At 69.2% G+C, this 25,799-nt stretch carries 21 protein-coding genes and 1 pseudogene; 11 read left to right on the top strand and 11 right to left on the bottom strand.

Annotation, left to right across the window (positions count from 1 at the left end; translation table 11 throughout):
• Positions 1-37 precede the first annotated feature (37 nt).
• Complete coding sequence (locus J8I34_RS12375) at positions 38-1,042, top strand: Bug family tripartite tricarboxylate transporter substrate binding protein (protein ID WP_209770132.1); 1,005 nt, start codon at positions 38-40, stop codon at positions 1,040-1,042.
• 8 nt (positions 1,043-1,050) lie between these two features.
• Positions 1,051-2,271, top strand: a complete 1,221-nt coding sequence (locus tag J8I34_RS12370) for a M20 aminoacylase family protein (RefSeq protein ID WP_209770134.1) — start codon at positions 1,051-1,053, stop codon at positions 2,269-2,271.
• On the opposite strand, the gene J8I34_RS12365 is transcribed toward J8I34_RS12370, so the two are convergent.
• The 4 genes from J8I34_RS12365 to J8I34_RS12350 all read right to left on the bottom strand — a co-directional run bounded on the left by J8I34_RS12365 (position 2,268) and on the right by J8I34_RS12350 (position 6,756).
• Positions 2,268-3,170 (bottom strand): LysR substrate-binding domain-containing protein, encoded by a 903-nt coding sequence (locus J8I34_RS12365; protein ID WP_029044605.1) that lies wholly within the window; start codon positions 3,168-3,170, stop codon positions 2,268-2,270. The two genes, J8I34_RS12370 and J8I34_RS12365, sit on opposite strands and share 4 nt — an antisense overlap.
• Before the next feature lie 58 nt (positions 3,171-3,228).
• Positions 3,229-4,461: a metal-dependent hydrolase family protein gene (locus J8I34_RS12360; RefSeq protein WP_209770136.1), complete on the bottom strand. Its 1,233-nt coding sequence runs from the start codon at positions 4,459-4,461 to the stop codon at positions 3,229-3,231.
• Between the two features lie 2 nt (positions 4,462-4,463).
• Positions 4,464-5,765: an MFS transporter gene (locus J8I34_RS12355; protein ID WP_029044603.1), complete on the bottom strand. Its 1,302-nt coding sequence runs from the start codon at positions 5,763-5,765 to the stop codon at positions 4,464-4,466.
• Positions 5,766-6,108: 343 nt separating this feature from the next.
• Positions 6,109-6,756, bottom strand: coding sequence for a TetR/AcrR family transcriptional regulator (locus tag J8I34_RS12350; protein ID WP_051320267.1), 648 nt, complete (start codon positions 6,754-6,756; stop codon positions 6,109-6,111).
• A gap of 188 nt (positions 6,757-6,944) precedes the next feature.
• Here J8I34_RS12350 and J8I34_RS12345 point away from each other — a divergent pair, with 188 nt between their 5' ends.
• Genes J8I34_RS12345 through J8I34_RS12335 form a run of 3 tightly spaced genes read left to right on the top strand, consistent with a single transcriptional unit; the run spans position 6,945 to position 10,554 of the window.
• Positions 6,945-7,946, top strand: coding sequence for a Bug family tripartite tricarboxylate transporter substrate binding protein (locus tag J8I34_RS12345; RefSeq protein ID WP_209806159.1), 1,002 nt, complete (start codon positions 6,945-6,947; stop codon positions 7,944-7,946).
• Positions 7,947-7,973: 27 nt separating this feature from the next.
• Positions 7,974-9,524: an AMP-binding protein gene (locus J8I34_RS12340; protein ID WP_245175897.1), complete on the top strand. Its 1,551-nt coding sequence runs from the start codon at positions 7,974-7,976 to the stop codon at positions 9,522-9,524.
• Between the two features lie 28 nt (positions 9,525-9,552).
• Positions 9,553-10,554, top strand: a complete 1,002-nt coding sequence (locus J8I34_RS12335; protein WP_084402319.1) for an NAD(P)H-dependent flavin oxidoreductase — start codon at positions 9,553-9,555, stop codon at positions 10,552-10,554.
• A gap of 28 nt (positions 10,555-10,582) precedes the next feature.
• Here the strand turns inward: J8I34_RS12335 and J8I34_RS12330 are convergent, their stop codons facing one another.
• From J8I34_RS12330 to J8I34_RS12315, 4 genes are read right to left on the bottom strand one after another with little or no spacing between them, the layout of a single operon-like run.
• Positions 10,583-11,662 carry a VWA domain-containing protein gene (locus tag J8I34_RS12330; protein WP_029044599.1) on the bottom strand — a complete coding sequence of 360 codons (1,080 nt, stop codon included), beginning with the start codon at positions 11,660-11,662 and terminating at the stop codon, positions 10,583-10,585.
• Positions 11,659-12,657 carry a DUF58 domain-containing protein gene (locus tag J8I34_RS12325; protein ID WP_209806157.1) on the bottom strand — a complete coding sequence of 333 codons (999 nt, stop codon included), beginning with the start codon at positions 12,655-12,657 and terminating at the stop codon, positions 11,659-11,661. Before J8I34_RS12325 ends, J8I34_RS12330 begins: the two co-directional genes overlap by 4 nt.
• Positions 12,635-13,648, bottom strand: a complete 1,014-nt coding sequence (locus J8I34_RS12320; RefSeq protein ID WP_029044597.1) for an AAA family ATPase — start codon at positions 13,646-13,648, stop codon at positions 12,635-12,637. The genes J8I34_RS12325 and J8I34_RS12320 overlap by 23 nt, the downstream gene beginning before the upstream one ends.
• A gap of 23 nt (positions 13,649-13,671) precedes the next feature.
• Positions 13,672-14,595, bottom strand: a complete 924-nt coding sequence (locus J8I34_RS12315; RefSeq protein ID WP_029044596.1) for a S1C family serine protease — start codon at positions 14,593-14,595, stop codon at positions 13,672-13,674.
• A gap of 74 nt (positions 14,596-14,669) precedes the next feature.
• On the opposite strand from J8I34_RS12315, the gene J8I34_RS12310 reads away from it, so the two are divergent.
• Both J8I34_RS12310 and J8I34_RS12305 read left to right on the top strand, forming a co-directional pair.
• On the top strand, positions 14,670-15,734 hold the full coding sequence (locus J8I34_RS12310; protein ID WP_209806156.1) for a VWA domain-containing protein: 1,065 nt from the start codon (positions 14,670-14,672) through the stop codon (positions 15,732-15,734).
• Between the two features lie 189 nt (positions 15,735-15,923).
• Positions 15,924-17,225, top strand: coding sequence for a UDP-N-acetylglucosamine 1-carboxyvinyltransferase (locus J8I34_RS12305; protein WP_029044594.1), 1,302 nt, complete (start codon positions 15,924-15,926; stop codon positions 17,223-17,225).
• A 326-nt stretch (positions 17,226-17,551) separates the two neighbouring features.
• Here J8I34_RS12305 and J8I34_RS12300 read toward each other — a convergent pair whose 3' ends face one another.
• Positions 17,552-18,004: a cupin domain-containing protein gene (locus J8I34_RS12300; RefSeq protein WP_209806166.1), complete on the bottom strand. Its 453-nt coding sequence runs from the start codon at positions 18,002-18,004 to the stop codon at positions 17,552-17,554.
• 168 nt (positions 18,005-18,172) lie between these two features.
• Positions 18,173-19,108, bottom strand: coding sequence for a LysR substrate-binding domain-containing protein (locus J8I34_RS12295; RefSeq protein WP_029044592.1), 936 nt, complete (start codon positions 19,106-19,108; stop codon positions 18,173-18,175).
• A gap of 116 nt (positions 19,109-19,224) precedes the next feature.
• Between J8I34_RS12295 and J8I34_RS12290 the strand changes: the two genes are divergently transcribed.
• From J8I34_RS12290 to J8I34_RS12275, 4 genes and pseudogenes are all read left to right on the top strand, one after another.
• Positions 19,225-22,803, top strand: coding sequence for an indolepyruvate ferredoxin oxidoreductase family protein (locus J8I34_RS12290; RefSeq protein ID WP_209806155.1), 3,579 nt, complete (start codon positions 19,225-19,227; stop codon positions 22,801-22,803).
• 97 nt (positions 22,804-22,900) lie between these two features.
• On the top strand, positions 22,901-23,242 hold the full coding sequence (locus J8I34_RS12285; protein ID WP_209770161.1) for a hypothetical protein: 342 nt from the start codon (positions 22,901-22,903) through the stop codon (positions 23,240-23,242).
• A 129-nt stretch (positions 23,243-23,371) separates the two neighbouring features.
• A complete protein-coding gene (locus J8I34_RS12280) occupies positions 23,372-23,599 on the top strand; it encodes a DUF2501 domain-containing protein (protein ID WP_245175896.1) in 228 nt (75 codons plus the stop codon).
• A gap of 95 nt (positions 23,600-23,694) precedes the next feature.
• A pseudogene (locus J8I34_RS12275) lies at positions 23,695-24,740 on the top strand (transporter).
• On the opposite strand, the gene J8I34_RS12270 reads toward J8I34_RS12275, so the two are convergent.
• Entirely contained in the window at positions 24,694-25,695 is a 1,002-nt protein-coding gene (locus tag J8I34_RS12270; protein WP_209806153.1) for an NAD-dependent epimerase/dehydratase family protein, read from the bottom strand. The pseudogene J8I34_RS12275 and the gene J8I34_RS12270 overlap by 47 nt on opposite strands.
• Positions 25,696-25,799: the final 104 nt, after the last annotated feature.

Here is a 25,799-nt window from a genome sequence, read left to right as displayed (position 1 = left end):
AACACACAAAGCGACGCAAGGCGCCGAGGAGACTGCCATGACCCGAATCCGATTCCAGAACATTGCCCGCCGGCTGCTGCGCGGGGTGGTGACCAGCCTGCTGTGCGTAGGCCTGGCGCCGGCCCACGCCTATCCCGACCGGCCGGTCACGCTGCTGGTGCCGTTCCCGGCGGGCGGGCTGTCGGACGTGGTCGCCCGCAACCTCAATGCGCCAATGGGCCGGCAGTTCGGCCAGCCGGTCATCGTCGAAAACCTGGGCGGGGCCGGCGGTGCGATAGCGGCGCAGAAGGTCCTGCATGCGGCGGCCGACGGGCACCTGCTGCTCCAGGCCGGTCCCGGCGAGCTGATCACGGCGCCGCTGGCGAACGCTGCGATCAAGTACAAGAGCGAGGACTTCCGGCTGGTCCACATGGTCGGCGCGGTCGACCTGGCCATCCTGGTGCGCAAGGACCTGCCGGTGAAGGATGTCGATGAACTCGCGGCCTATGCCGCGCAGGCGGCCCGGGCGGGCAAGCCGCTGACGTATGCCAGCGTCGGCGTCGGCTCGCTCTACCACCTGCTGGGGGCGCACCTGTCGCAGACCATCGGCGCGCCGATGACGCATGTGCCTTACAAGGGCGGCGCGCCCGTGATCCAGGACCTGGTGGGCGGCATCGTCGATATCTTTGTCTCGCCGTTCGGCAAGCCCGACATCGAGCGCATGCGCACCGGCCAGGTCAGGATGCTGGCGGTGCTGTCGCCGGCGCGGCTCGACGCGGTCAAGTCCGTGCCGAGCGTCAATGAGAGCAGGGCGCTGCGCGGCTTCAACTACTCGACCTGGGCCGGCGTTTTCGTGAAGAAGGACACCGCCGAGCCGGTCGTGCAGGCGCTGCACAAGGCGCTGGCGCAGACGCTGGCCGACCCGGCGGTGCGTGCCAGCCTGGATGCCGCGAACCTGCCCGCATCCCGTCCGGCATCGCTGGCGGAAAGCCAGAAGGCCTATCAGCAGAGTATCGACCAGTACCGCGGCATCGCGCGTGCCATCGGCCTGCAGCCGCAATGAAGGCCGCCATGCATCCCCGCCTGGAAACGCTGCAAGACAGCGCGGAAGCCTTCGTTGCCATCCGCCGCGATCTCCATCGCCATCCGGAACTTGGCTTCGAGGAACACCGCACCAGCGACATCGTGGCCAGCCTGCTCGCCGAATGGGGCTACGAGGTGGAGCGCGGGCTCGGCACCACCGGCGTCGTTGGCCGGTTGCGGCGGGGCAGCGGCGGCCGCCGCCTCGGCATCCGCGCCGACATGGACGCGCTGCCGATGGCCGAGGCCACCGGGCTGCCTTATGCCAGCTGCCATCCCGGCGTGATGCATGCCTGCGGGCACGACGGACATACCGCCATGCTGCTTTGCGCCGCCAGGCATCTCGCGCGGCAAGGCAATTTCAGCGGTACGCTGAACCTGATCTTCCAGCCGGCGGAGGAGGGCTTGGGCGGCGCCAGGCGGATGATGGAAGCGGGGCTGTTCGACAAGTACCCGTGCGATGCCGTGTTCGCCATGCACAACGTCCCCGGCACGGCGCCGGGCCGGTTGCTGCTGCGCCAGGGCGCGGCGCAGGCCTCGGCCGACAGCGTGACCATCACGCTGGCCGGCATCGGCGGCCATGCGGCGTTCCCGCACAACGCGGCCGACCCGGTCGTGGCCGGCGCTTCGATCGTGATGGCGTTGCAGACCATCGTGGCGCGCAACGTCGATCCGCTGCAGACAGCGGTGGTCACGGTGGGCGCGTTCCAGGCTGGCACCGTCTCCAACATCATTCCCGCACAGGCCGTGCTTAGCCTGAGCGTGCGCGCGCTGGACCGCCGCGTGCGCGACCAGCTCGAGCAGCGCATCCGCGAACTGGTTGCCGCGCAGGCGCAAAGCTATGGCGTGACGGCGCGGATCGACTACGAGCGCGGCTACCCGGTGCTGGTGAATACGCCGGCGGAAACGGCGTTTGCCGGCCAGGTTGCGCTGGAGCTGCTGGGGCCCGGCCACGTTGACTGCCAGGCGCCGCCGATCGCTGCAAGCGAGGACTTCGCCTTCATGCTGGACGCGGTGCCTGGCTGCTACCTGTGGATCGGCAATGGCGAGGGAGCCGAGGGCGGCTGCATGGTGCACAACCCCGGATATGACTTCAACGACGGCAATATCCCGGTTGGCGCGGCGTACTGGGCGCTGCTATGCGAGCGCTTCCTGGTGGACCAGCCCTGGCCGGTGAACGCGGTGCACGCGGTGAACGCGGCGCACGCCTAGGCCGGCCTGCCGCTCTGCTGCACCAGCCATTGGCGGAAAGTGCGCGCGACCGACGTCTCGACCCGGTCGCGGTGCCACAGCGCGTAGTAGCCGCCGCCGAGCGTGGCGCTGGCCTCGCACGCGCGCACCAGCCGGCCGTCCTTCAGGCAGCCGTCGATCATGTGGCGCCAGCCCAGCACGATGCCGTGGCCTTCGATCGCCAGCTGCACCAGGATCGGGTAGGCGTTCGACACTACCGTGTTCTGCACGCGCGCCTTGCCCAGCCCGTTCTGCGCCAGCCACGCCGGCCACGACATCCACTGGCGCTGCGCGTCTTCCAGCACCAGCAGCGTCTCGCCCGGCAAGTCGGCCACGGCCAGTCGCCGGCCGCGCAGGTAGCCGGGCGCGCAGACCGGCATCACTTCCTCGTCGTAGAGCCGTTGCGCGGCGAGCCCCTGCGGCGGGCCTTCGCGCAGGTAGTACAGCGCGACATCGAAGCTGGTGTCGACCAGCGACGCGAGCCCGTCGCTGACGAACAGCCGCACCTGCACGTCGGGATGCTCGGCGCGGAACTGCGCCAGCCGCGGCGCGATCCACAGCGTGGAAACGCCCGACGACGCCGCCACCGTCAGCTCGGTGCTGCCCTTGCGCCGCATCACGCTTTCGGTGGCTTCGGCGCAGTCGACCAGCAGGCGCTGGACCTGCTCGGCGTATTGCTGGCCGCTGACGGTCAGGCTCAGCGCGCGCGGGCCGCGCTCGAAGAGTTTCTTGCCGAGGAAGCGTTCCAGTTGCGCCACCTGCCGGCTGATCGCGCTCTGGGTCAGGTGCAGTTCCGCGGCCGCGCGGGTGAAATTGCCGTGCCGCATGGCCGCCTCGAAGGCGACCAGGCAGGGAAGGGGAGGGAGGGGGGAGATGCGCATGGGGCGGCCGGACGTCGGGGATCCAGCCGCCCATCTTAAGGGAAAGCCGACAGAACGCTCAGCCCTGGCGCGCGTGGATGCGGCCAGCCTGCATGACCAGCGAGATATGCTCGCCCTGGCCGCCTAGCAGGCCGATGTCCTGCAGCGGGTCGCCGTCGACCACCAGCAGGTCGGCCAGCGCGCCGGCCCTGACCGTGCCCAGCTCGTCCTCGCGCTGCAGCACCGCGGCGGCAATCGAGGTGGCCGAGCGGATGGTCTCGAGCGCGCCAAGCAGCCCGGCGCGGATGCGGAACTCGTCGGACTGGTAGTGGTGCATCTCGCCCAGCAGGTCGGAGCCGAAGGCCATCGGCACGCCGGCCTCGGCGTAGATCGCCAGCGAGTTGCGGCCAGCCTCGCGCACGGTCTCGATCTTGGCGACCGACTCCGGCGGCAGGCCCAGGCGCGCGCCGTCGCGCGCCAGCGCATCGTAGGTGACCAGCGTCGGCACCACGAAGGCGCCGTGCTCGCGCATCACGCGCGCCGCCGCGGCATCGACCAGGTTGCCGTGCTCGATGGTGCGCACGCCGCAGCGGATGGCCCGGGTGATGGCGCGGCCGGTGTAGGCGTGCGCCATCACGTAGGTCTGCGCGGCCTCGGCCTCGGCCACGATCGCGCGGATCTCGTCCTCGCTGTACTGGGTGTTGCCGATCGGGTCGGTCGGCGAGGCCACGCCGCCGGAAGCCATGATCTTGATCTGCGTGGCGCCCTTCTGGATCTCTTCGCGCACGGCCAGGCGCACCGCGTCGACGCCGTCGGCAACGCGCGCGATGGCGCCGGCACGGAAGGCGCACGAGCAGGGCTCCAGCACATCGGCGCGCGGGCGGAAGTCACCATGCCCGCCGGTCTGCGACAGCGCCTTGCCGGACGGGAAGATGCGCGGCCCGGGGATCAGCCCGGTGGCGACCGCCTGCGACAGGCCCCAGTCGGCGCCGCCGGCATCGCGCACGGTGGTGAAGCCCCGCTCCAGCATCGACTTCATGATCGGCATGGCGCGGAAGGCCACCAGCACGTTGGGCTGCACCGCGTTCAGGCCCAGGTTGGCCAGCGACGCCAGCACGTGCACGTGGCAGTCGATCAGGCCGGGCATCACGGTCTTGCCGGCGACATCGATCTGCCGCGCATGCGGCGCCACGATGCCTTGCGCGGAGACTTCGACGATGCGCTCGCCCTCGATCAGCACGTCGGCGCGCGGCAGCGCGGTGCCGCGGGCGGGGTCCAGGACGTTGCCGCCCTTCAACAGGATCTGGTTCATGGTCATTGCTTGCGGAGGTAGGCGGGTTCGCGCACCAGCAGCGTGCCGGCGAAGCTGATGGCGGCGGCGATCATCACGTAGAACGCGGGCGCCATGGTGCTGCCGGTGGTGGCGATCAGCCAGGTGATGATGAACGAGGCGAAACCGCCGAAGATGGTGACCGCCAGGTTGTAGGCGACCGACAGGCCGGTCGACAGCACCTTGGCCGGGAACAGTTCGGAGAAGGCCGCCAGGATCGGGCCGGTATAGCCGGCGATCAGCACGCCGAAGACCAGCTGGAACACCAGCAGCGAGAACAGGCCCGGGACCTGGTTGATGTACACGTACATCGGCCAGGCCAGCACGAAGATCAGCGCCGCCGAGCCCGATAGCAGGATGCGGCGGCCGAAGCGGTCGGCCAGGCGGCCCACCAGCGGCGCGAACACCAGGATCGCCATGCCGCCGACCATGCCGGCCACGAAGCCCGACGACTGCGGCACCTTCAGCACCTTGACGGCATAGGTCGGCATGTAGAACAGCAGCACGTAGGTGCACACCGTCCACAGGATCACCATCGAGAAGCTGGCCGCGGTCTGGCGCGGGTAGTCGCGCAGCACTTCCTTCAGCGGCGAATCGGTCTTGTCCTTGGTCTGCTGGAACGTGGGCGTCTCATCGAGGTGATGGCGGATGTAGTAGCCCACCGGGCCGATCAGCATGCCGATCAGGAAGGGCAGGCGCCAGCCCCAGCTGTTGAGCGCCTCGGGCGGCAGCGACGAGGTGACGAAGGTGCCGACCGCGGCGCCCAGCAACACGGCCACGCCGATGCTGGCCTGGATCCAGCTGGAGTAGTAGGCACGCTCGCGCTCGGGCGCGTATTCGGTCAGGAAGGCGGTGGCGCCGCCCATCTCGCCGCCGGCGGAGAAGCCCTGCAGCAGGCGCGCGAGCACGATCAGCATCGGCGCGAACGGGCCCACTTGCTCGTAGGTCGGCGCGATGCCGATCAGCGTGGTGCCCACCGCCATCAGCAGGATGGTCAGCGACAGCGCCGCCTTGCGGCCGACGCGGTCGGCATAGATGCCGATGATGATGCCGCCCACCGGCCGCATGAAGAAGCCGACGCCGAAGGTGGCGACGGCCAGCAGCAGCGATGACAGTTCGTCGCCGGTGGGGAAGAACAGCCGGGCGATGATGACCGCGAAGAAGCTGTAGACGGTGAAATCGAACCACTCGAGACCGTTGCCGATCACGGTGGCAACGATGGCGCGGCGCCGCTGGCTGGCGCCGATCGGCGCGCTCAGGCGGTCAAGGGTTGGGTTGGCTTGCATGTCACTCCACTCCAGGCGACAGATCAGGGGGCTACGGGAATGCCGGGCGCGCTTGCACCCGGGGCGAGGGCGGCAGGCATCGGTAGGCAAACCGATGATAGGTGTCGGCCCGATGATGAAAAAAACGATATCTGCGCATGGAGCCATGCGCGTAGCGCATGGCGGAGCGGCCGAGGCCTGCGGTGGACCACGGCCCGGCCGCGCTGGCGCAGGGCTGGCGGGGAGCAGGCCGGAAGCCTTGTGCCACGCCGCCGGCATGGACGAAACAGGGAATATCAGGGTTTGCCCTGATGCCGGCGCAGGGCATGCGCGCCGCGCATGCCTCGGCCCGGGACGCAGGCGGTCAGCCGGGCTCGCGCCGCAGTCCTCGCCGCAACGTCTCCACCAGCGCATTGCGTACCGCCCTGGCACTGGCATCGCTCATGCCGAACAGGTACTGCGCCGACACCCCGCGCATGGCGCCGATGATGGCCACCGATTCGGCCAGCGGGTCGACATCGGCGCGGATATTGCCCGCTTCGACGCCGCGCCGGATATGCCCTTCCAGGATCGAGACCGACTCGCGGTTGAGCCGGTCCAGCGCGTCCGCCACCGCCCCGCGGGTGACCACGCTTTCCGACAGCAGCACGTGCAGCGCGCGCAGCGCGGTGTCGAGCGACGGGTGGCGGCCGACGTAGAAGCCGACGATCCCCAGCACGCTTTCCAGCCCCGGGGCCCAGTTGGCCACCTGCTGGCGCACGTCTCGCACATCCTTGCCGATCTGCTCGACCAGCGCCACCAGCAGCCCTTCCTTGTGGCCGTAGTGGTGCGCGGCAAGGCCGCGGCTATAGCCGGCGCGTTCGCCCACCTCGCCCAGCGTCAGGCCGGCGATGCCTTTCTCGCACACCAGCGCCATGGCGCTGTCCATGATCCGGCGCGCGGCCTCGTCGCGCCGCTCCTTTTGCGTGCGGCGCCGGGCGGGGGCCGGCGCGGCCCCGACTTCGGTCGTCATCTGGGTTCTCCGTGGAAATCCGCCGTGGACACGCCGATGGTAACGCAGTGACGCGGGCATAACCCTGCCGCGACGCCTCGGGAATTCACTTACTTGCTTATCAACAAGCAAGTTATAAGCTTCTCCGGCGGGCATGCCCGACCCACGGACAGACCAGCCCGTCATGACAAGAACACCAGGAGACAGCCGTGACCGTTAGCGTTTCAAGCAGGAAAACCTGTGCCGTGGCGATGACGGCGTGCGCGCTCGGATGGGGCACCACCCCGGCGCTGGCCACCTCGGCCGAGGCGGGCGACTACCCGAAGAAGCCGATCCACATGGTGGTGCCGTCGACCGCCGGAGCCGGCGCCGACATCCTCGCGCGGCTGGTCGCCGACAAGCTCGGCAAGACGCTGGGCCAGCCCGTGGTGGTGGAGAACAAGCCCGGCGCCAGCAGCGTGATCGGCACCACGGCGGTGGCGCGCGCCCAGCCGGACGGCTACACCATCCTGTTCACCTGGACCGCGCTGATCCAGTCGTCGGTGCAGAAGGCCAAACCGCCATACGACGTCTTTACCGACCTGGCGCCGGTCGCGGAGGTGGCCCGCTCCAGCTTCGTGCTGATCGGCGCCGCGTCGGCGCAGACCGGCAGCGTCAAGGATTTCATCGCGACGGCGAAGCAGCGCCCCGGCCAGTACAGCTATGGCTCGTACGGCAACGGCACCTCGTCGCATATCCTCGGCGAGCTGTTCAAGCAGAGCGCCGGCGTCAGCATGGTCCATGTGCCGTACCGCGGCGGCGCGCCGCTGCTGTCGGACCTGCAGGCGGGCCATATCCCGGTGGCATTCCTCGATTTCGCCAGCGCGCGCGCCAATGCCGGCAACGAGCGCATGAAGATGCTGGCGATCACCAGCAGCGAGCGCTCGCCGCACTTCAAGTCGACGCCGACCTTCGGCGAACTCGGCATCCGCGGGCTCGACCTCGAAGGCTGGTTCGGCATCCTGGCGCCGGGCAAGACCGATCCGGCCATCGTGCAGAAGCTGTCGGCGGCCGTGGGCAAGTCGTTGCGCGACCCCGATGTGTCCCGGCGCATGGAAGAGCTGGGCGTGACCGTGGTCGGCAACAGCCCCGACGAGTTCGCCGCCAAGCTGCGGCGCGACGAAGAGAAGTGGCGCACCGTCATTACCAATGCCGCCATCCGCGCCGACTGAGGCGCCGACTGCTTCGGAACCATGACCATGATCCACGCTTCGCCTTCATTCTTCTCGCTGGCGCTGGCGGCACTGCGCCGCTATCCCGATCGCATCGCGTTCCAGTGGGCCGGCGGCCGGCTGACTTACCGGCAGGCCACCAGCCTGATCGGCCGCTACCAGTCCGTGCTGGCGCGGCATGGCATCGGCGCCGGCACGCGCGTGGCCCTGCTCAGCGCCAACCGCGCCGACAGCTGGTGCGCCGGCATCGCGGTGCAGGGCCTGGGCGCCGCCGCCAGCTGGCTGCATCCGATGGGCTCGCTCGACGCGCATTGCTTCCAGGTCGAGGATGCCGACGTCGCGGCGGTCATCGTCGACGCCGCCGGTTACGGCCACCGCGCCGGTGAGATTGCCGCGCGCCTGCCGGGCAGCCGCATCCTGACGCTGGGCGCCTGCGATACCGGCACCGACCTGGCGGCGCTGGCGGAGGCGATAGGCGATCCCGCCCCGGTCGACCAGTCGTCGGCCAGCGCCATGGCCACGCTCTCCTATACCGGCGGCACCACCGGCCGGCCCAAGGGTGTGATGAAGTCGGGTGGCGCCAACGGCCATGTCGCGCTGCAGATGCTGGCCCATTTCGACATGCCGCGGGCGCCGCGCTTCCTGGCGGTGGCGCCCATCACCCACGTCACCGGCACCAATGTCGTGCCGACGCTGCTGCGCGGCGGCACGGTCCATCTGATGGCGCGCTTCGACCCGGAGGAGATGGCCGCCACCATCGCGCGCGAGCGCATCAACGCGACCATGATGGTGCCGACCATGGTGTATGGCTTGCTCGACCATCCGCGCTTGGGTGCCTTCGACCTGTCTTCAATGGAAACGCTGCTGTACGCTGGCGCGCCCGTCTCGCGCCAGCGCCTGATCGAGGGCATCGAGCGCATCGGGCCGGTGTTCTGCCAGCTTTATGGCCAGTCCGAATGCTCGCCCATGACCGCGCTGCGCAAGGAAGACCACGACCTGTCGCAACCGGCGCTGATGGATGCCTGCGGCTTTCCGCTGGCCGGCTGCGAAGTGCGCCTGCTCGACGACGACAACCGCGAGGTGGCGCCGGGCCAGCACGGCGAGATCTGCGTGCGCAGCCCCGCCGCGATGAGCGGCTACTGGCGCGAGCCGGAACTGACGGAGCAGGCCTTTGCCGGCGGCTGGCTCCATACCGGCGACGTTGCCGTGGCCGATGAATGCGGACGGCTTTACATCGTGGACCGCAAGAAGGACATGATCGTCAGCGGCGGCTTCAACGTCTATCCGCGCGAGGTGGAAGACGCGCTGGCCACCCACCCCGCGGTCAGCCTGGGCGCGGTGATCGGCGTGCCGGATGCCAAATGGGGCGAGGCCGTGACCGCCTACGTGGTGCTGCGCGCCGGCAAGTCGGCGACGGCGGACGAGCTGATTGGCCATGTCAAGGCGCTCAAGGGCAGCGTCAATACGCCCAAGCGCGTGGAGATCGTCGCGGCCCTGCCGCTGACGGCGCTGGGCAAGCTCGACAAGAAGGCGCTGCGCGCGCGCCACTGGAACGGCCAAGGCCGCAACGTTGCCTGACCCCGCAAACTCTTCTGCCTGCATCGATATGAACGCCATCCCAGTGAACGCCGCTGCTGCCGGCCGGCGCCTGCCGCAATCGATCACCCGCCGCCTGTCGCTGCCGCTGATTGCCGCGCCGATGTTCCGCGTCTCGGGACCGGAGCTCGTGCTGGCCGCGTGCCGTGCCGGCGTGATCGGATCGTTCCCCACTGCGAACTGCCGCTCGACCGAAGAACTCGACGCGTGGATGACGCGCTTCGGCGCTGAGCTGACCCGCGACGACGCGCCGGTCTGTCCCAACCTGATCATGCGCCGCGAGGCCTTGCAGCAGGAGCTGGACTGCCTGCTGCGGCACCGGGTCGAGATGGTCATCACCAGCGTGGGCGCGCCCGATGCCGTGGTCGGCCCGCTGCACGAGATCGGCTGCCTGGTGCTGGCCGACGTGGCATCGGTGCGGCATGCGCGCAAGGCGGTGGCGGCCGGCGCCGACGGCCTGATCCTGCTGACCGCCGGCGCGGGCGGACAGACCGGGTGGGCCAATGGCTTTGCCTTCGTGCGCGCGGTGCGGAGTTTCTTCGACGGGCCGGTGGTGCTGGCGGGCGGCATCTCCGACGGCGTGGGCCTGCTGTCGGCACAGGTGCTCGGCTGCGACCTTGCCTACATGGGAACGCGCTTCATCGCCACGCGTGAAAGCATGGCCGTCGACGGGTACAAGGACATGCTGGTCAGCAGCGAGCTGGACGACGTGATGCTGTCGCGCGCCTTCACCGGGCTCGAGACCAACACACTGCGCCCGTCGATCATCGCCAGCGGCCTCGACCCGGCCAACCTGCCCACCGACATGACGCAGGAGCGCGCCAATGCGCTCTACGGCAGCCAGGGCTCGGCCGGCATCAGACGCTGGCGCGATATCTGGAGCGCGGGGCACTCGGTGTCGGGTGTCGCGCAGGTGGAGCCGGTGGCGGAACTGGTCGCGCGCACGCGGCGCGAATTTGATGCGGCGCGCGCCGCGGCATGCCGGGCACTGGCACCGGAGGCTTGCGCCTGACCAGCTACGCCTGGCGCAAGCCGCCGCACTACATCACCCGGCCGAACCACCACAGCGACAGCAGCCCCGCCATCGCCGCCAGCAGCGCGCCCAGCGCGGCGAAGAACGCGGTGACCTCCACCTGGTCGCGCTTGTCGAGGGACAGCTTCGCGCTGAGCGCGCTGTACACCTTCTTCAGCTGGGCCGTATCTTCCAGCCGGAAATACTCGGCGCCGGTTGCGTCGGCCACCTGCTTCAGCACCTTCTCGTCCAGCCGGACGCGGGAGGACATGCCGTCGACCGACAGCACCACGCCCTCAGGCGTGCCGACGCCCACGGTATAGATGCGCACGCCGTAGGTGGCGGCAAGCTGCGCGGCCTGCAGCGCGCCGGGGCCGGCGTTGCTCTCGCCGTCGGAGAACAAGACGATCGCGCCCGCGCCGTACGAGCCGGGCGTGACGGCATCCGTGTCGCTGTCGCCGGAGGACGAGGAGGCGCTGCCCGGCGGCTTCCTCGACTGCGGGATGTCGTCGTTCATCAGGCGCTCGGCTTCGTTGGTGGCCTCCGGCAGCAGCGCAGTCAGCGCGATCAGCACGCCATTGCCCAGCGCCGTGCCGCCTTGCGGCTTCAGGCGCTCGATGGCGGCAGCCACGTCGTCCTTGCTGCGGCTGGGAGCCTGCGCCACGGCCGCGGTGCCCGCCATCGCCACCACGCCGACGCTGACGCTGGCGGGCTGGTCTGCGAGCAAGACCCGGGCGGCCTGCTGCGCGGCGCGGATGCGGCTGGGCTTGATATCCTGCGCGCGCATGCTGCCGGACAGGTCGATGACCAGGATCACGGTCTTGATGCGCGAGGGCAGCGTCAGCAGGGCCTGGGGCCGGGCGATGGCGACGATCAGCGCCGTCAGCGCCAGCAGCGTCAGTGCCGGCGCCACGTGGCGGCGCCAGCCCGGACCGCCACGGACGGGCACGCCGACAGGCTTCAGCGCGGGGGTGTGCACGGTCGCGCGCCGGCGGCGCGCATCCAGCCACAGGTAACCTCCCGCCAGCACCAGCACGGTCGCGAGCCCCCACAGCATGCTCGGCCACAGGAAGCTGAAGACGGGCAAGCGGCTGATCGCATCGGTCATGCGGCCCCCCTGGCGGTTCCTTGCCGGTGGCGCCGCTGGCGCGTGAAATTCAGCAGCGCCAGGTCCAGCCGGGCGTAGGTCGACAGCGTCAGGCACTGCACCCCGGCACGCGCGAAGGCCTGGTGCAGCTCGGCCTCGCGCGCCTCGGCCGCGGCGGCGAAGCGCTTGCGGAAGGCCGGGTCATGCGTGTCGACAAAGATCTGCTCGGCGGTCTCGGCGTCCTGCAGCACGACCAGGCCCAGGTCGGGCAGGGCCAGTTCGAGTGGATCGACCAGCCGCACCGCGACCACTTCATGGCGCCGCGCCAGCATGCCGAGCGGTGCCTGCCAGCCCGGTGCGCTGATGAAGTCGGACACGACGAACACCACCGAGCGCCGCCTGGCGACCAGGCGCGCCTGCTCCAGCAGGTCGCGCAGGCGGGTATCGCCCGGGCAGGCCGCCGGCGTGGCATGCATGCGGTCGAGCAAGTGCAGCAGCTGGCGCCGGCCCGAGCGCGCCGGGATCACGGTCGCCGCCTTGTCGGTGGCGCCGCCATAGAGTACCGCGCCGGCGCGGTTGCCGTAGCGCGTCAGCAGCAGCGCCATCACGGTGGTGAAGTCGGTGAGCAGGTCGCGCTTGCGCACGGTGCCCGAGCCGAACTCGACCGACCCGCTCAGGTCTAGCACGAACCACGCCGAGACGTCGCGGTCTTCCTGGAACTCGCGCACGTGCGGGGTCTGCAGCCGCGCGGTCACGTTCCAGTCGATATGGCGCACGTCGTCGCCGGGGCGGTATTCGCGCAGGTCGGCCAGGTCCAGCCCGAAGCCGCGGAACAGCGTGCGGTAATCGCCCTGCAGCAGCCCGTCGAGGCGGCGCACTACCGTCCATTCCAGCCGGCGCAGCAGCGCTTCGGTCTGCTTCGACCCGACCGCGGCCACTGCCGCGCTGGCGGCTGCGGGGGCAGGTGCCGCGGCCTCCGCCTGTCGGCGGCGCCTAGCGTTCAGCCGCCCGAACATGGGATTCCAGCGGCCGCTCGGGGACCGGCTGTGCCTGCAGGATGCGGCCGATCAGCTGGTCGGCGGTGACGCCGTCGGACATGGCCTCGTAGGACAGCGCCAGGCGGTGGCGCAAGACGTCAGGCACCAGGTCGGTCACGTCTTCCGGCAGCGCATAGTGCCGGCCGCGCAGGAAGGCCAGCGCGCGCGCGCCTTCGATCAGGCCGATGGTGGCGCGCGGGCTGGCCCCGAAGGCGATGTAGCGGTCCATGTCTTCAACGCCGTAGCTGCCGGGCTTGCGCGTGGCCGCGACCACGCGCACCGCGTACTGGATCAGCGCGGGATCGACATAGACCTTGCGGCACGCCTCCTGCAGCTCGGCCAGGTGCTCGGGCGTGGCCACCGCGCCCACGTTGATGCGCGGGCCGGTGACGCGGTTGACGATCACGACCTCTTCTTCCTCGCTCGGGTAGCCCACCAGCACCTTCATCATGAAACGGTCGACCTGCGCCTCGGGCAGCGGGTAGGTGCCTTCGGTCTCGATCGGGTTCTGCGTGGCCATGACCAGGAAGGGCGCAGGCACGCGGTGGGTCTCGCCGGCGATGGTGACCTGCTTCTCCTGCATGACTTCGAGCAGCGCGCTCTGCACCTTGGCCGGCGCGCGGTTGATCTCGTCGGCCAGCAGCAGGTTGGCGAACACCGGGCCGCGCACGGTGGAGAACTCGCCGGTGCCCTGGTTATACATGCGCGTGCCGATCAGGTCGGCGGGCAGCAGGTCGGGCGTGAACTGGATGCGCTTGAACGTGCCGCTCATGGTCCGCGCCAGCGTGTTGACCGTCAGCGTCTTGGCCAGCCCCGGCACCCCTTCGACCAGCAGGTGCCCGCCGGCGAGCATCGCCACCAGCACACGTTCGAGAAAGTGGTCCTGGCCCACGACCACGCGCTTTACCTCGTACAGCAGGCGTTCCATCAAGTCTGCGCTGTCGGCAGCGCCCCTGGCTTGGTCGTTCATAGGCCCCCACGTTTCAGGAAGTTTCAGAAAGGAGAAGATCCGATGGCAACGCCGGCGCTCTCGATGGTGACGGCAAAGCCGATACCGAGGAAAGTGCCGCTCTGGTTAGGGTTGAGGATGGCGGTGACGATACCGACGACTTCGCCGTCCATGTTCACCAGCGGCCCGCCCGAATTGCCCGGGTTGGCGGCGGCGTCGAACTGGATAAGCTTGTCCAGGCTCTGCTTGCGGTCCGGCGAGACGAAATGGCGGTCGAGCCCGGAGACCACGCCGGCGGACACCGACGGGCCGATGCCGAAGGGGAAGCCGACCGCCACGACTTCGCTGCCGGGCGCCAGTTCACGGCTGGAGCCGAGTGTCGCCGCCGGCAGGTCGTCGGGAATGGATTTGGGCCGGAGCACGGCGAGGTCTTTTTCGGGGAAGGCCTGCACCACGGTGGCTTCGGCCATGTGACCGTCGTGGAACCTGACCTCCACCCGCTTGGCATCGGCGACGACGTGATAGCTGGTCAGCACCATGCCGCTTTCGGTCACGACCACGCCAGAGCCGACGTGGCGCGCTTCGCGCGTGCCGCCGGCCGGATCCTTGCCGTCGGCCGGGTCGCGCCTGGCGAGCTCGTCCTGTGGCGCGGGCTGGGCGGGCGGCGTAGATTTGCGCCGTGTGGCAGGGGGATCACGCTTGGCCTTCGGCGCCGAGGCGGCTTCCACGGGTTTCTCCTCCGGCGTATAGCTGCGGACCTCCACCACTGATTCGCGCACCGCCTCCGCAGCCCTGGCCGTGCGCGACGGCAGGCTCTTGGTCTGCAGCGTGTGCAGTACCGCGGCGTCGATGTCTGCCTGCTTGAGCACGCGGGGTGGCGGCTGCGACCACCAGGCGATGGCCGCGCCCGCTGCGATGACCACGACCACCGCCGCCGAGACCAGCCCGTAGATCGTCACCCGTTTCATCGCAGCCCCCCAGGTCCCGTCCCGCCTTAAAAAATACAGTACCATCCCCTTAACCACGCGCCAAGGAGCAGGGCATGCAGTTTCTCTGGCCGCAGATGCTCTGGTTGCTGCTGGCGCTTCCTGTGCTGGCAGCCGCCTACCTGTACGTGCTCGCGCGGCGCAAGAAATCCGCCCTGCTGTACGCCAGCCTTGCGCTGCCCCGCGCCGCGCTGGGCCGGCGCCAACGCCTGCGGCGCCACATCCCTCCATTGCTGTTCCTGGTCGCGCTGGGCGCGGCGCTGCTGGCGTGCGCTCGGCCCACCGCCACCGTCACCCTGCCGTCCGACACCGTCACGCTGGTGCTGGCCATGGACACCTCGCGCAGCATGGACGCCACCGACGTGCCGCCCACGCGGCTCGCCGCTGCCAAGCAGGCCGCACGTGACCTGATCGTGGGACTTCCGGCCAGCGTGCGGCTCGGCATCGTGACCTTCGCCGCCACCGCGACCGTGGTGCTGCCGCCGACCAGTAATCGCCAGGACATGCTCGACGCGCTGGATCGCATGCAGCTGCAGCGCGCGACCGCCACCGGCAGCGGGCTGATCCAGGCGCTGGCGGTGCTGTTCCCCGACGACGGCATCGACCTGGAGGCGATTCTCTTCGGCGACAGCGCGACGCTTTTCGGCGGGCGCGCGCCGTCGCTTGACGAGGCCGCCGCCGCCGAGGCCGCCCGCAAGCGCGAGCAGCAGCGCCAGCCGATGCAGCCGGGCGCATACCGGCATGGCGCGGTGATCCTGCTCAGCGACGGCCGCCGCACCACCGGTCCGGACCCGATCGACGCCGCGCGCATGGCGGCCGAGCGCGGCGTGCGCGTCTATACCGTGGGCTTCGGCTCGCCCCAGGGCGGGGGCGAGCCGGAGTCGAGCCTGGCGTACTTCATGCAGCTCGACGAACCAGTCCTGCGCGCGGTGGCGACGCTGACCGGCGGCGAGTACTTCCAGGCCGGATCGGCCGCCGACCTGACCAAGGTCTATCGCCAGCTCAGTGCCCGTTTCGCGCTGGAGCGCCGCGAGACCGAGGTGAGCGCGCTGTTGTCGGCGGCAGCGGCGGTGCTGCTGGTACTGGCATCCGGGTTGTCGATACTGTGGTTCCGGCGCTGACTGGCGCCGGCAAGCGCAGGTCGCGTCACGCCGTGGCAGCGTACCGGTCACTTCATGGCCTGTGGCATCGGGCGCGTTGCTCCGCGCGAGCCGGCGCGGCGCGCAGGGACAGTACAATGCCGGACGCTCGATATACCGGATCTGCCTTTTTCGGCACCCGAACCGCCATCCGACTGCCACGCATCGCCCATGTCCAATCTCATCGTCCACGGTGGCACGCCCCTGCGCGGCCGCATCATTCCCTCGGCCAACAAGAATGCAGTGCTGCCGGTGCTTTGCGCCACGCTGCTGACCGACCAGCCGCTGCGCCTGCACGGCGTGCCGGACATCACCGATGTCCGCAAGATCCTCGATATTTTCCGCATGCTGGGCAGCGACGTCCGTCTCGATGAAGCGACCGGCACGCTCGACCTGCACCACCGCGACACCACCTTCGACGCGGCCACGCACCGGCTGCCCGAAGAAATGCGCTCGTCGATCATGCTCGTGCCGCCGCTGCTGGCCCGCTTCGGCGTGGCGCGGCTGGAAGACAACGTCAAGGGCTGCACGCTGGGCGTGCGCGAGATCGACCCGCACGTCGACATCTTCCGCTCGTTCGGCGGCGAGGTGGAGCGCGCCAGTGGCTCGCTGCTGGTGCGCAGCGGCGGCCCGCTGAAGCCCACGCACCACTGGCTCGACTATGCCTCGGTGACCACCACCGAGAACTTCGTGCTGTGCGCTGCCGCCGCCGAAGGCGAATCGACGCTGACCAATGCCGCGTCCGAGCCGCATGTGCAGGAGTTCTGCCGCTTCATGCAGAGGATTGGCGCCGACATCGACGGCATCGGCACCTCGCGGCTGACCGTGCGCGGCGGCGGCCGGCTGCGCGGGGGGGAGTTCACCTTCGAGGAAGATTTCCACGAGATCACCACTTTCCTCGCGCTGGGCGCGATCACCGGCGGCGATGTGGTGGTGCGCAACAGCACGCCGGGCAATTTCCCGCTGATCGACCGCACCTTTGCCAAGTTTGGCGTGCAGGTGGTGCATGAAGACGGTTGGTCGCGCGCGCTGCTGCAGGGCCCGCTGAAGGTGCAGACGCCTTTCACCAGCAATGTGCTGACCAAGGTGGAGGCCGCGCCGTGGCCGTACTTCCCGGTCGACCTGCTGCCGATCTTTATCGCGCTGGGCGTGCGTGCGCAGGGCAATGCGATGTTCTGGAACAAGATCTACGACGGCGCGCTCGGCTGGACCGGCGAGCTGTCGAAGTTCGGCGCGCATGTGTTCCAGTCGGACCCGCACCGGCTGATCACCTTCGGCGGCAATCCGCTGACGCCGGCGGTGGTGGAAAGCCCGTACATCATCCGCGTCGCGATCGCGCTGTTCATGGTCGCGGCCAGCATCGAAGGGCGCTCTGAAATCCGCAACGCCACGCCGATCCGGCGCGCGCATCCGCGCTTTGTCGAGAACCTGCGCAGCCTCGGCGTCCATGTGGAGTGGACCAGCGAGGAATGATCCTCCTGGGCGCGCCGTGCCCGGCGACGAACAAAGGGACCGCCTGGCGGCGGCCCCGTCACGAGCGGTCGTCTTTCCGGCGGTTCCAGCCGGGCGGATAAAGCGGATGACGCAGCGCGGCATACACCAGGACCACGGTTGCCACGGCGGTGATCCAGTCGAGCAGGTCCATAACCCTCCTTGCGGCCCCCGGCAACTGGCATGCGCGGGGGAACGCTTCCACCATAGTCCAGCCATGGCGGCAGAGGAACCTAGGTTTGCGCGGAACTATATGCCTGCTGTGATGGACTCGGGAACGGTGCAACGCAGCAGCGGGATCAGCGGCATCAGTGCTCCGGGGGCGGCACGGTGACGCCGCACGCTTGCGCCACGGCCAGCAGCTTGTCGAAATCCGGCGCGCCAGGCGGGATCTCCTCATCCAGTTGCGTGAACAGGCGCGACGCCTTGCCGTTGTGGCTGGTGACCGAAACCATTTCGCCGCCCCCGGCGCCGAAGCGGAAGTAATGTACCGTGCCCGCCGGCACGTGGACAAAGGTGCCGGCTGCCGCCTGGACCGCCTGCCCGCCGTAGCCGATCTCGATCGTCCCGCGGGTCACGAAGAACGATTCGTCCCAGTCGTGGCAATGCGGCGGTGGGCCGGTGCCCTCGTCGCCCTGCTGCAGGAAGACTTCATAGCCCTGCGTGGCGGCGTTGGAGGCGAGTACGGTGATCTTCTCGCCGACCACATTGAGCGCGCGCGCATACTTGTCCGGCGTTACCACAAAGGGTTGTGGCTTCATCATGTGCGCCTCCGTTCTGTCGGGAACTCGATCCGGAATGGCACCGGCGCCCGTACCGGGCGCCGTGGTGTCAGGCCTATTCTAGGCGCGGGCGCCGGGCCGTTCTAGCCTGGAATCGCGCGCGACGCGCGCGTGATGCGGGGCGGCCGTCGGCGCATGGATGCCCCATCAGCTGCCGCACGCATGGATCAGGAATTCCCGTAGCGCATCGGCCGGTTTGTCCAGCTTGCGCCCCGGCTGCCACAGCATGCCCACCTCCATGTCCGGCACCGCGTTGGCAATCGGCCGGGCTTCGATCTGCTTGCCCTCCAGCGACCACGGGCGGTACACCATGTCGGAAAGCACGGTGACGCCGAAGCCGTGCGCGACCAGCCCGCGCAGGGCCTCCATCGACCCGGTGCGGAAGGCGATATTGGGCGAGAGCCTGAGGCTGCGCCAGTAGCGCATGGTCGATTCCTCGGCCTCGTCGACGGTGATCAGGATGTACGGGTAGGCCGCGATGTCGCGCAGCGACGGCCGCTCGACTTCCAGCAGCGGATGGCTGGCCGAGGTCCACAGCTGGCGGCGGGAGCGCATCAGCGTGTGGCGCTTGAAGCGCTGCGGCCGTTCCAGGTTGGACAGCAGCGCGATCCCCAGCTCGATCTCGCCCGCCAGCACGGCGCGCTCGATATCCGGCCGGTCCATGTCGAGCAGGTCCAGTTCGATATCCGGGTAGTTGGTGCGAAAGCGCGCCAGCAGGCCCGGCAGGAAGTAGCCGAGCACGGTATAGGAGGCGGCCAGCCGCACGCTGCCCTGCAGGCCGTGCACCTGGAAGCGCGGTTCGCGCAGCGCGTCCTCGACCGAATCCAGGATCTGGCGCGCATGCTGGTAGAACAGGTGGCCTTCCGCCGTCAGCGTCACGCCGTGCGGGCGCCGCTCGAACAGGCGCACCGCCAGCCGCTGCTCTAGCGCCAGCACGGCGTTGGTGACCGCCGACTGCGACACATGCTCGGCGGTTGCCGCCATCGAGAACTGTCCGGTTTCCGCGGCCGCGACGAAGTAGCGGAACTGCCGCAATGTGATTTCCTTGGCAAATCTCTCCGAGACCTCGCGCGCTTTCGCCATGATTGTCTTTTGGGTATCCGTTTTGCGGATATCAGGTGTAGGAATTCTTGATTTTACGATAGCCGCCGGGATTCCTACACTGCTCCGGACATCAGAACTTCAAGCACGGAGACATCGTGAACGCACCGCTACCCCACGCCCTGCTCGACACCCTGGCCAGCGCCAGCCTGGACGACAAGTACACCCTGGAAAAAGGCCGCGTCTACATGAGCGGCGTCCAGGCGCTGGTCCGGCTGCCGATGCTGCAGAAGGTGCGCGACCGCGCCGCCGGCCTGAACACGGCCGGCTTTATCTCCGGCTACCGCGGCTCGCCGCTGGGCGGCGTCGACCAGGCGCTGTGGAAGGCCAAGCAGCACCTCGCGGCCAGCGACGTGGTGTTCCAGCCCGGCGTCAACGAAGACCTGGCCGCCACCGCGGTGTGGGGTTCGCAGCAGGTCAACCTGTTTCCCAACGCCTCGCGCGACGGCGTGTTCTCGATGTGGTATGGCAAGGGCCCCGGCGTGGACCGGTCCATCGACGTGCTCAAGCATGCCAATTCCGCCGGCTCGTCGCGCCACGGCGGCGTGCTGCTGCTGGCCGGCGACGACCATGCCGCCAAGTCTTCCACCGTCGCGCACCAGTCCGAGCATGTGCTGCAGGCCGCCGGCATCCCGGTGCTGTATCCGGCCAACGTGCAGGAATACCTCGACTACGGCCTGCACGGCTGGGCCATGAGCCGCTATTCCGGCCTGTGGGTGTCGATGAAGTGCGTCACCGACGTGGTCGAGTCGACCGCCTCGGTCGAGATCGACCCCGACCGCGTGCAGGTAGTGCTGCCGCAAGACTTTGCCATGCCGGCCGGCGGCCTCAATATCCGCTGGCCCGATACCCCGCTGGAACAGGAAGCGCGGCTGCTCGACCACAAGTGGTATGCGGCGCTCGCCTATATCCGCGCCAACCGCCTGAACCGCGTGGTGCTCGATTCGCCCAACGCGCGCTTCGGCATCATGACGGCGGGCAAGGCGTACCTGGACGTGCGCCAGGCACTGGTGGACCTTGGCCTCGATGACGAGACCTGTGCCCGCATCGGTATCCGCGTCTACAAGGTGGGCTGCGTGTGGCCACTGGAGGCCCACGGGGCGCGCGAATTCGCCACCGGCCTGGAAGAAATCCTGGTGGTGGAAGAGAAGCGCCAGATCCTGGAATACGCGCTCAAGGAAGAGCTGTACAACTGGCGCGAGGACGTGCGGCCCAAGGTGTTCGGCAAGTTCGACCAGCGCGGCAACGACGGCGGCGAATGGTCGGTGCCGCGCGGCAACTGGCTGCTGCCGGCGCACTACGAGCTGTCGCCGGCGCTGATCGCCAAGGCCATCGCCCGGCGGCTGGAGCGCCTCGACCTGCCGGAAGCCGTGCGTGCCCGCATTGCCGCGCGCGTCGCGGTGATCGAGGCCAAGGAGCGCGAGGCCATGCAGCCGCGCATCTCGGCCGAGCGCAAGCCCTGGTTCTGCTCGGGCTGCCCGCACAACACCTCCACGCGCGTGCCGGAAGGCTCGCGCGCGCTGGCCGGCATCGGCTGCCACTACATGACCTTGTGGATGGACCGCAATACCGACACCTTCAGCCAGATGGGCGGCGAAGGGGTGGCGTGGACTGGCCAGATGCATTTCACCAGCGACAAGCACGTGTTCGCCAACCTGGGCGACGGCACGTATTTCCACTCGGGCCTGCTGGCGATCCGCGCCTCGATCGCGGCCAAGGCCAACATCACCTACAAGATCCTGTTCAACGACGCGGTGGCGATGACCGGCGGCCAGCCCATCGACGGCGTGCTGACCGTGCCGCAGATCGCCCACCAGGTGCTGGCCGAGGGCGCGAAGAAGCTGGTCGTCGTTACCGACGAGCCGCAGAAGTATGGCGACGGCAGCATGCTGCCGTCCGGCGTGACCGTGTTCCATCGCGACCAGCTCGATGCCGTGCAGCTGGAGCTGCGCGACACTGAAGGCGTCACCATCCTGATCTACGACCAGACCTGCGCCACAGAAAAGCGCCGGCGCCGCAAGCGCGGCACGTATCCGGATCCGGCAAAGCGCGCCTTTATCAACGATGCGGTCTGCGAGGGCTGCGGCGACTGCTCGGCCAAGTCCAACTGCCTGTCGGTGGAGCCGCTGGAGACCGAACTGGGCACCAAGCGCCGGATCAACCAGTCGTCGTGCAACAAGGATTTCTCCTGCGTCAACGGCTTCTGCCCCAGCTTCGTCACCGCCGAGGGCGCGCAGGTGCGCAAGCCGGCGGCGGCGGGCGGCAAGGGCGCCGGCGCCGATTTCGAGGCGCTGCCGATGCCTTCGCTGCCCGCGCTGGAACGGCCGTATGGCGTATTGGTGACGGGTGTGGGCGGCACCGGCGTGGTGACCATCGGCGGCCTGCTGGGCATGGCCGCGCACCTGGAACGCAAGGGCGTCACCGTGCTCGACATGGCGGGCCTGGCGCAGAAGGGCGGGGCGGTGATCAGCCACGTGCAGATCGCACCGGCGCCGCACGACCTGCATGCCACGCGCATCGCCACCGGCGAAGCGCGGCTGGTGATCGGCGGCGACGCCATCGTCTCGGCCTCGGCCGAGGTGCTGTCCAAGACCCGGCACGGCGTGACCGCTGCGGTGGTCAACAGCGCCAACACCCCGACCGCCGAGTTCATCAAGAACCCGAAGTGGAAATTCCCCGGCGCCAGCGCCGAGCAGGACCTGCGCAACAGCGTGGGCGAGGCCAGCGCCTTTATCGACGCCAGCGCCTGGGCCGTCACGCTGCTGGCGGATGCCATCTACTCCAATCCGCTGCTGCTCGGTTTTGCCTGGCAGAAGGGCTGGATCCCGCTGCAGCATGCCAGCCTGCTGCGCGCGATCGAACTCAATGGCGTGTCAATCGACAAGAACCGGCAGGCGTTCGAATGGGGCCGGTACCTGGCGCACCACGGCGAGGCCTCGGTCAAGGCGCTGCTGCCGAATGCGCCAAGTGCGCCGGCTGCCCAGGTGGTGGCGTTGCCGCAGACGCTCGACACGCTGATCCGCAAGCGCGAGGCAATGCTGACCGACTACCAGGACGCCGCGTACGCCCGGCGCTACCGGGACGCGGTCGAGCGCATCCGCGCCGCCGAGCAGGAGCTGGGCACCGACCGCAAGCTGCCGCTGACCGAAGCGGTGGCGCGCAACCTGGCCAAGCTGATGGCGTACAAGGACGAGTACGAGGTGGCACGCCTGTATGCCGATCCGGCGTTCCTCGACAAGCTGCGCGCGCAGTTCGAAGGCGAGCCCGGCCGCGACTACCAGCTCAACTTCTGGCTGGCCCCGCCGACGCTGACGAATGCGGGCAAGACTGACAGCAAGGGCCATCCCATGAAGCGCCGCTTCGGCCCGCGCACGCTGACAGCCTTCCGCCTGCTGGCCCGCCTGAAAGGCCTGCGCGGCACCGCCTTCGACCTGTTCGGCAAGACCGCCGAGCGTCGCGCCGAGCGCGCGCTGGTGGCCGACTACCTGGCGATGGTCGACGAGTTCGTAGCGTCGCTGAGCGCCGACAAGCTCGACACCGCGCTGGCGCTGGCTGCGTTGCCCGACGACATCCGTGGCTACGGCCACGTCAAGGAAGCCAGCATGCAGGCAGCGGCCGCGCGCCGCGAAGCGCTGCTGGCGCAGTATCGCGGGGCGGCACGCCGGGCCGCGGCCTGAGCCTTGCCGGCGTGCAACCGGGGGAAAGCCCGGCTGGCCGGGCCTGGCATGGTCCGGCCACAATCGGCTATCCTCCCGGCTGCACCCGGAGACTCCCTTGACGCAAGACCCAGCCTTCCACCGCAAGACCGCCACCGACGATGACCTGACGCTGCGCCGCGAGGCCATCCGCTGGATGGCCGAGTTGCCCGAAGCCGTCCGTCCGGTAGAACTCGGGCGGGCCTTCCCCCGGATCATCAATACCGTCGCCGCCAGGTGGTTCGATGCGGTCGGGTGCCGGGACTACCTGAACGGCCTGCAGTTCGACGACCGCGGCGGCCGCCAGGGCTTTTCGTTCGCGATCGTGCAGGAGATCGCCGCGCTGCGCGAGCATTTCGACGCGGTGTATCCGCCGGACCACGATGTCTGGCGGAAGGCCTTCGATGCGGGTCAGCGCTGAGCGGACCGGCACGGGGCGAAAGCCGGCGCGGCCGGTGCGCTGGGCGGCCTCGGCGGCATGGGCGGGCTGTGGCCGTCTTCCCTCACGTCCGGCACTGCCGGCAATGCCGCCGGCGTGATCGAGTTCTGCATGAAAAACAATTACCTGAACGCAGATGCCGCCACTTCCGCGGTGAAGGACAAGCTGCTCGGCTCGGTGTCCGGCGGGACCAGTGACAGCGGCTACACCGATGGCTCGCGCGGCATCCTGTCCACCAGCGGCAGCAACAAGCTCGACCTGAGCGGCAGCGGCCTGAAGGCCGAAGTCACCAAGCAGGTCTGCGACAAGATCCTGGCGCAGGGCAAGTCGATGCTCTGACAAGCCACACGACGCGCCCGCGCCTTCACTTCGCGGCACTGTCATGGCGGCGTGCTAACGTCGCGCGAGGCAAATTCAATGTGAAGGGAGCAGGCATGCAAGCGGGCATTGTCGAGGCGGGCTATGGATCGGACCCGGTCGGCCTGGTCAGCGGTTTCCTGTTCGCGCCCGGCGGGGCCGTGCGCGAGATCGATTCGCGGGGCGCGGCGGCGTGGCTCCAGCAGGCGCCGCCGGATGCCGCGCACGAGCGCCCCTCCGGCTCCTTCGGCCCCTTCGTCTGGCTGCATTCAACCTGTCGCACAGCGCCTGCGAACGCTGGATGAAGGCGCACCTGGGGCTGCCGGACGAGTACTTCGAGGCGTTGCGCCAGGGCTCGCGCTCGACCCGGATCGAGCGTCTGGACGCCGCCTTGCTGGCCGTGGTCAACGATGTGATCTACAACTTCGGCGTCGCATCGACGGACATTTCGACCATGTGGGTCCACGCCGACCGCCGCCTGCTGGTCACGGCCCGGGCGCGCCCGCTGCGCTCGGTGGACCGGCTGCGCGAGGCGGTGCGGCACGGCGAGATGTTCCGCTCGCCGCTGGACCTGATGGTGCACCTGCTGCGCGACCAGGCCGACGTGCTGGTGCAGATCGTGCGCGAGACCGGCGTGAACGTCGACCAGATCGAGGACCAGCTGCTGTCGCAGCGCCTGCAGGGCAACCGGGCTGACCTGGGCGCGATGCGGCGCGGGCTGGTGCGGCTGCAACGGCTGCTGGCGCCAGAGCCGGGCGCGCTGTTCCGGCTGCTGAACCGGCCGCCGGCGTGGCTGCAGGAAACCGACCTGCAGGAACTGCGTGAATCGACCGAAGAATTCTCGCTGGTGCTCAACGACCTTGCCGCGCTGGTCGAACGCATCAAGCTGCTGCAGGAAGAGATCGCCGCCAAGCTCAACGAGCAGACCAACCGCACGCTGTTCACGCTGACGCTGGTGACCGTGCTGGCGCTGCCGATCAATATCGTGGCCGGCTTCTTCGGCATGAACGTCGGCGGCGTCCCGCTGGCCGGGCACCCGCACGGCTTCTGGGTGCTGGTGGCGCTGGTGGCCAGCTTCACCGTGCTGGCGGGGCGCTGGGCGTTTCGCAAGCAGGCAGGTTAGGGGCGGGCCGGCCTGGGTGGCATGCCGCCAGCGTCTGCCGGATGCCCTCGGCGTACGGCGTCTTGCGGATCGGTCCGATCAGCCGCTGCAGCGCGGCATCGTCCAGGATCAGCGGATCGGTCATCAGGTAGTGCATCTCGACCAGTTCGCGCATGAACGGGTTGAACAGCCCGAGCAGGCGCAGCATGCCCTTGCCGGCGATGCGCAGCTTGAGCTGGCGGCCGGTCTGCCTTTCCATTTCCGACACCAGTTCGCGCTGTGTCGTGACGCCGGCGCCGGCCAGATGCCAGATCTTGCCGAAGGCCGCGGGCGTATCGGCCAGCCGCGTCACCACCGGCCCGACGTCCGGCACATAGACGAACTCGTGCGGCGCATCGATCGGCCCGATCAGGTCCGCGGTGCCGCCACATGCGGCAGCCTGCGCCGCGCGGTGCAGCAGGCTGGCCTGCACGCCCGGGCCGTAGAAGTCGGGCAGCCGCAGCACCGTGGCGCGGATGCGGCCGGCGGCGTCGGCCTGCATCAGCAGGTCTTCCTGCGCCTTGCGCATGCGGCCCTTGAAGGTATGCGGCGCGCGCGGGTGGTTCTCGCTGACCGGATTGCCGCCCTGGACGCGCCCATATGGGTAGACGGTGCCGATCAGGATGAATTGCCTGACGCCCGCTGCGAGCGCGCCATCCAGTGTCTTGCGCAGCAGTTCCGGGTGCAGCTCGAAGCGCCAGTAGTCGACGCCGACCATGTAGACCAGTGTGTCGATGCCGTTCGCCGCGGCCTGGACGGAGGCCGGCGAGTCGGGATCCCACATGACGATCTCGGCGAGCGGGTCGGCCCCGAAGGCCTGGCGCAGGCGCGTCGCATCGCGGCCGACCACGCGGTACGGCTCGCCCCGGCTTGCCAGCGCGGTGGCGATGCTGTGGCCGATGGCGCCGGCGGCGCCAAAGAGCGCGATCCTGGACATGGGATTCTCCTTTGCATGGGTACTGCCGTGGTCTGATGCAGGCCAGTTTGCGGCCACCGGAGCGAAAAGAAAATTACCTATAATCGGCTGGTCGCTAAACAAAA

Origin of the sequence: Cupriavidus phytohabitans (genome assembly GCF_017815025.1) — a bacterium.
In the GTDB taxonomy this organism is placed as follows: domain Bacteria; phylum Pseudomonadota; class Gammaproteobacteria; order Burkholderiales; family Burkholderiaceae; genus Cupriavidus.
The sequence above is the reverse complement of the archived record's forward strand: the minus strand, read 5'-3'. Positions and strand labels throughout refer to the sequence as shown.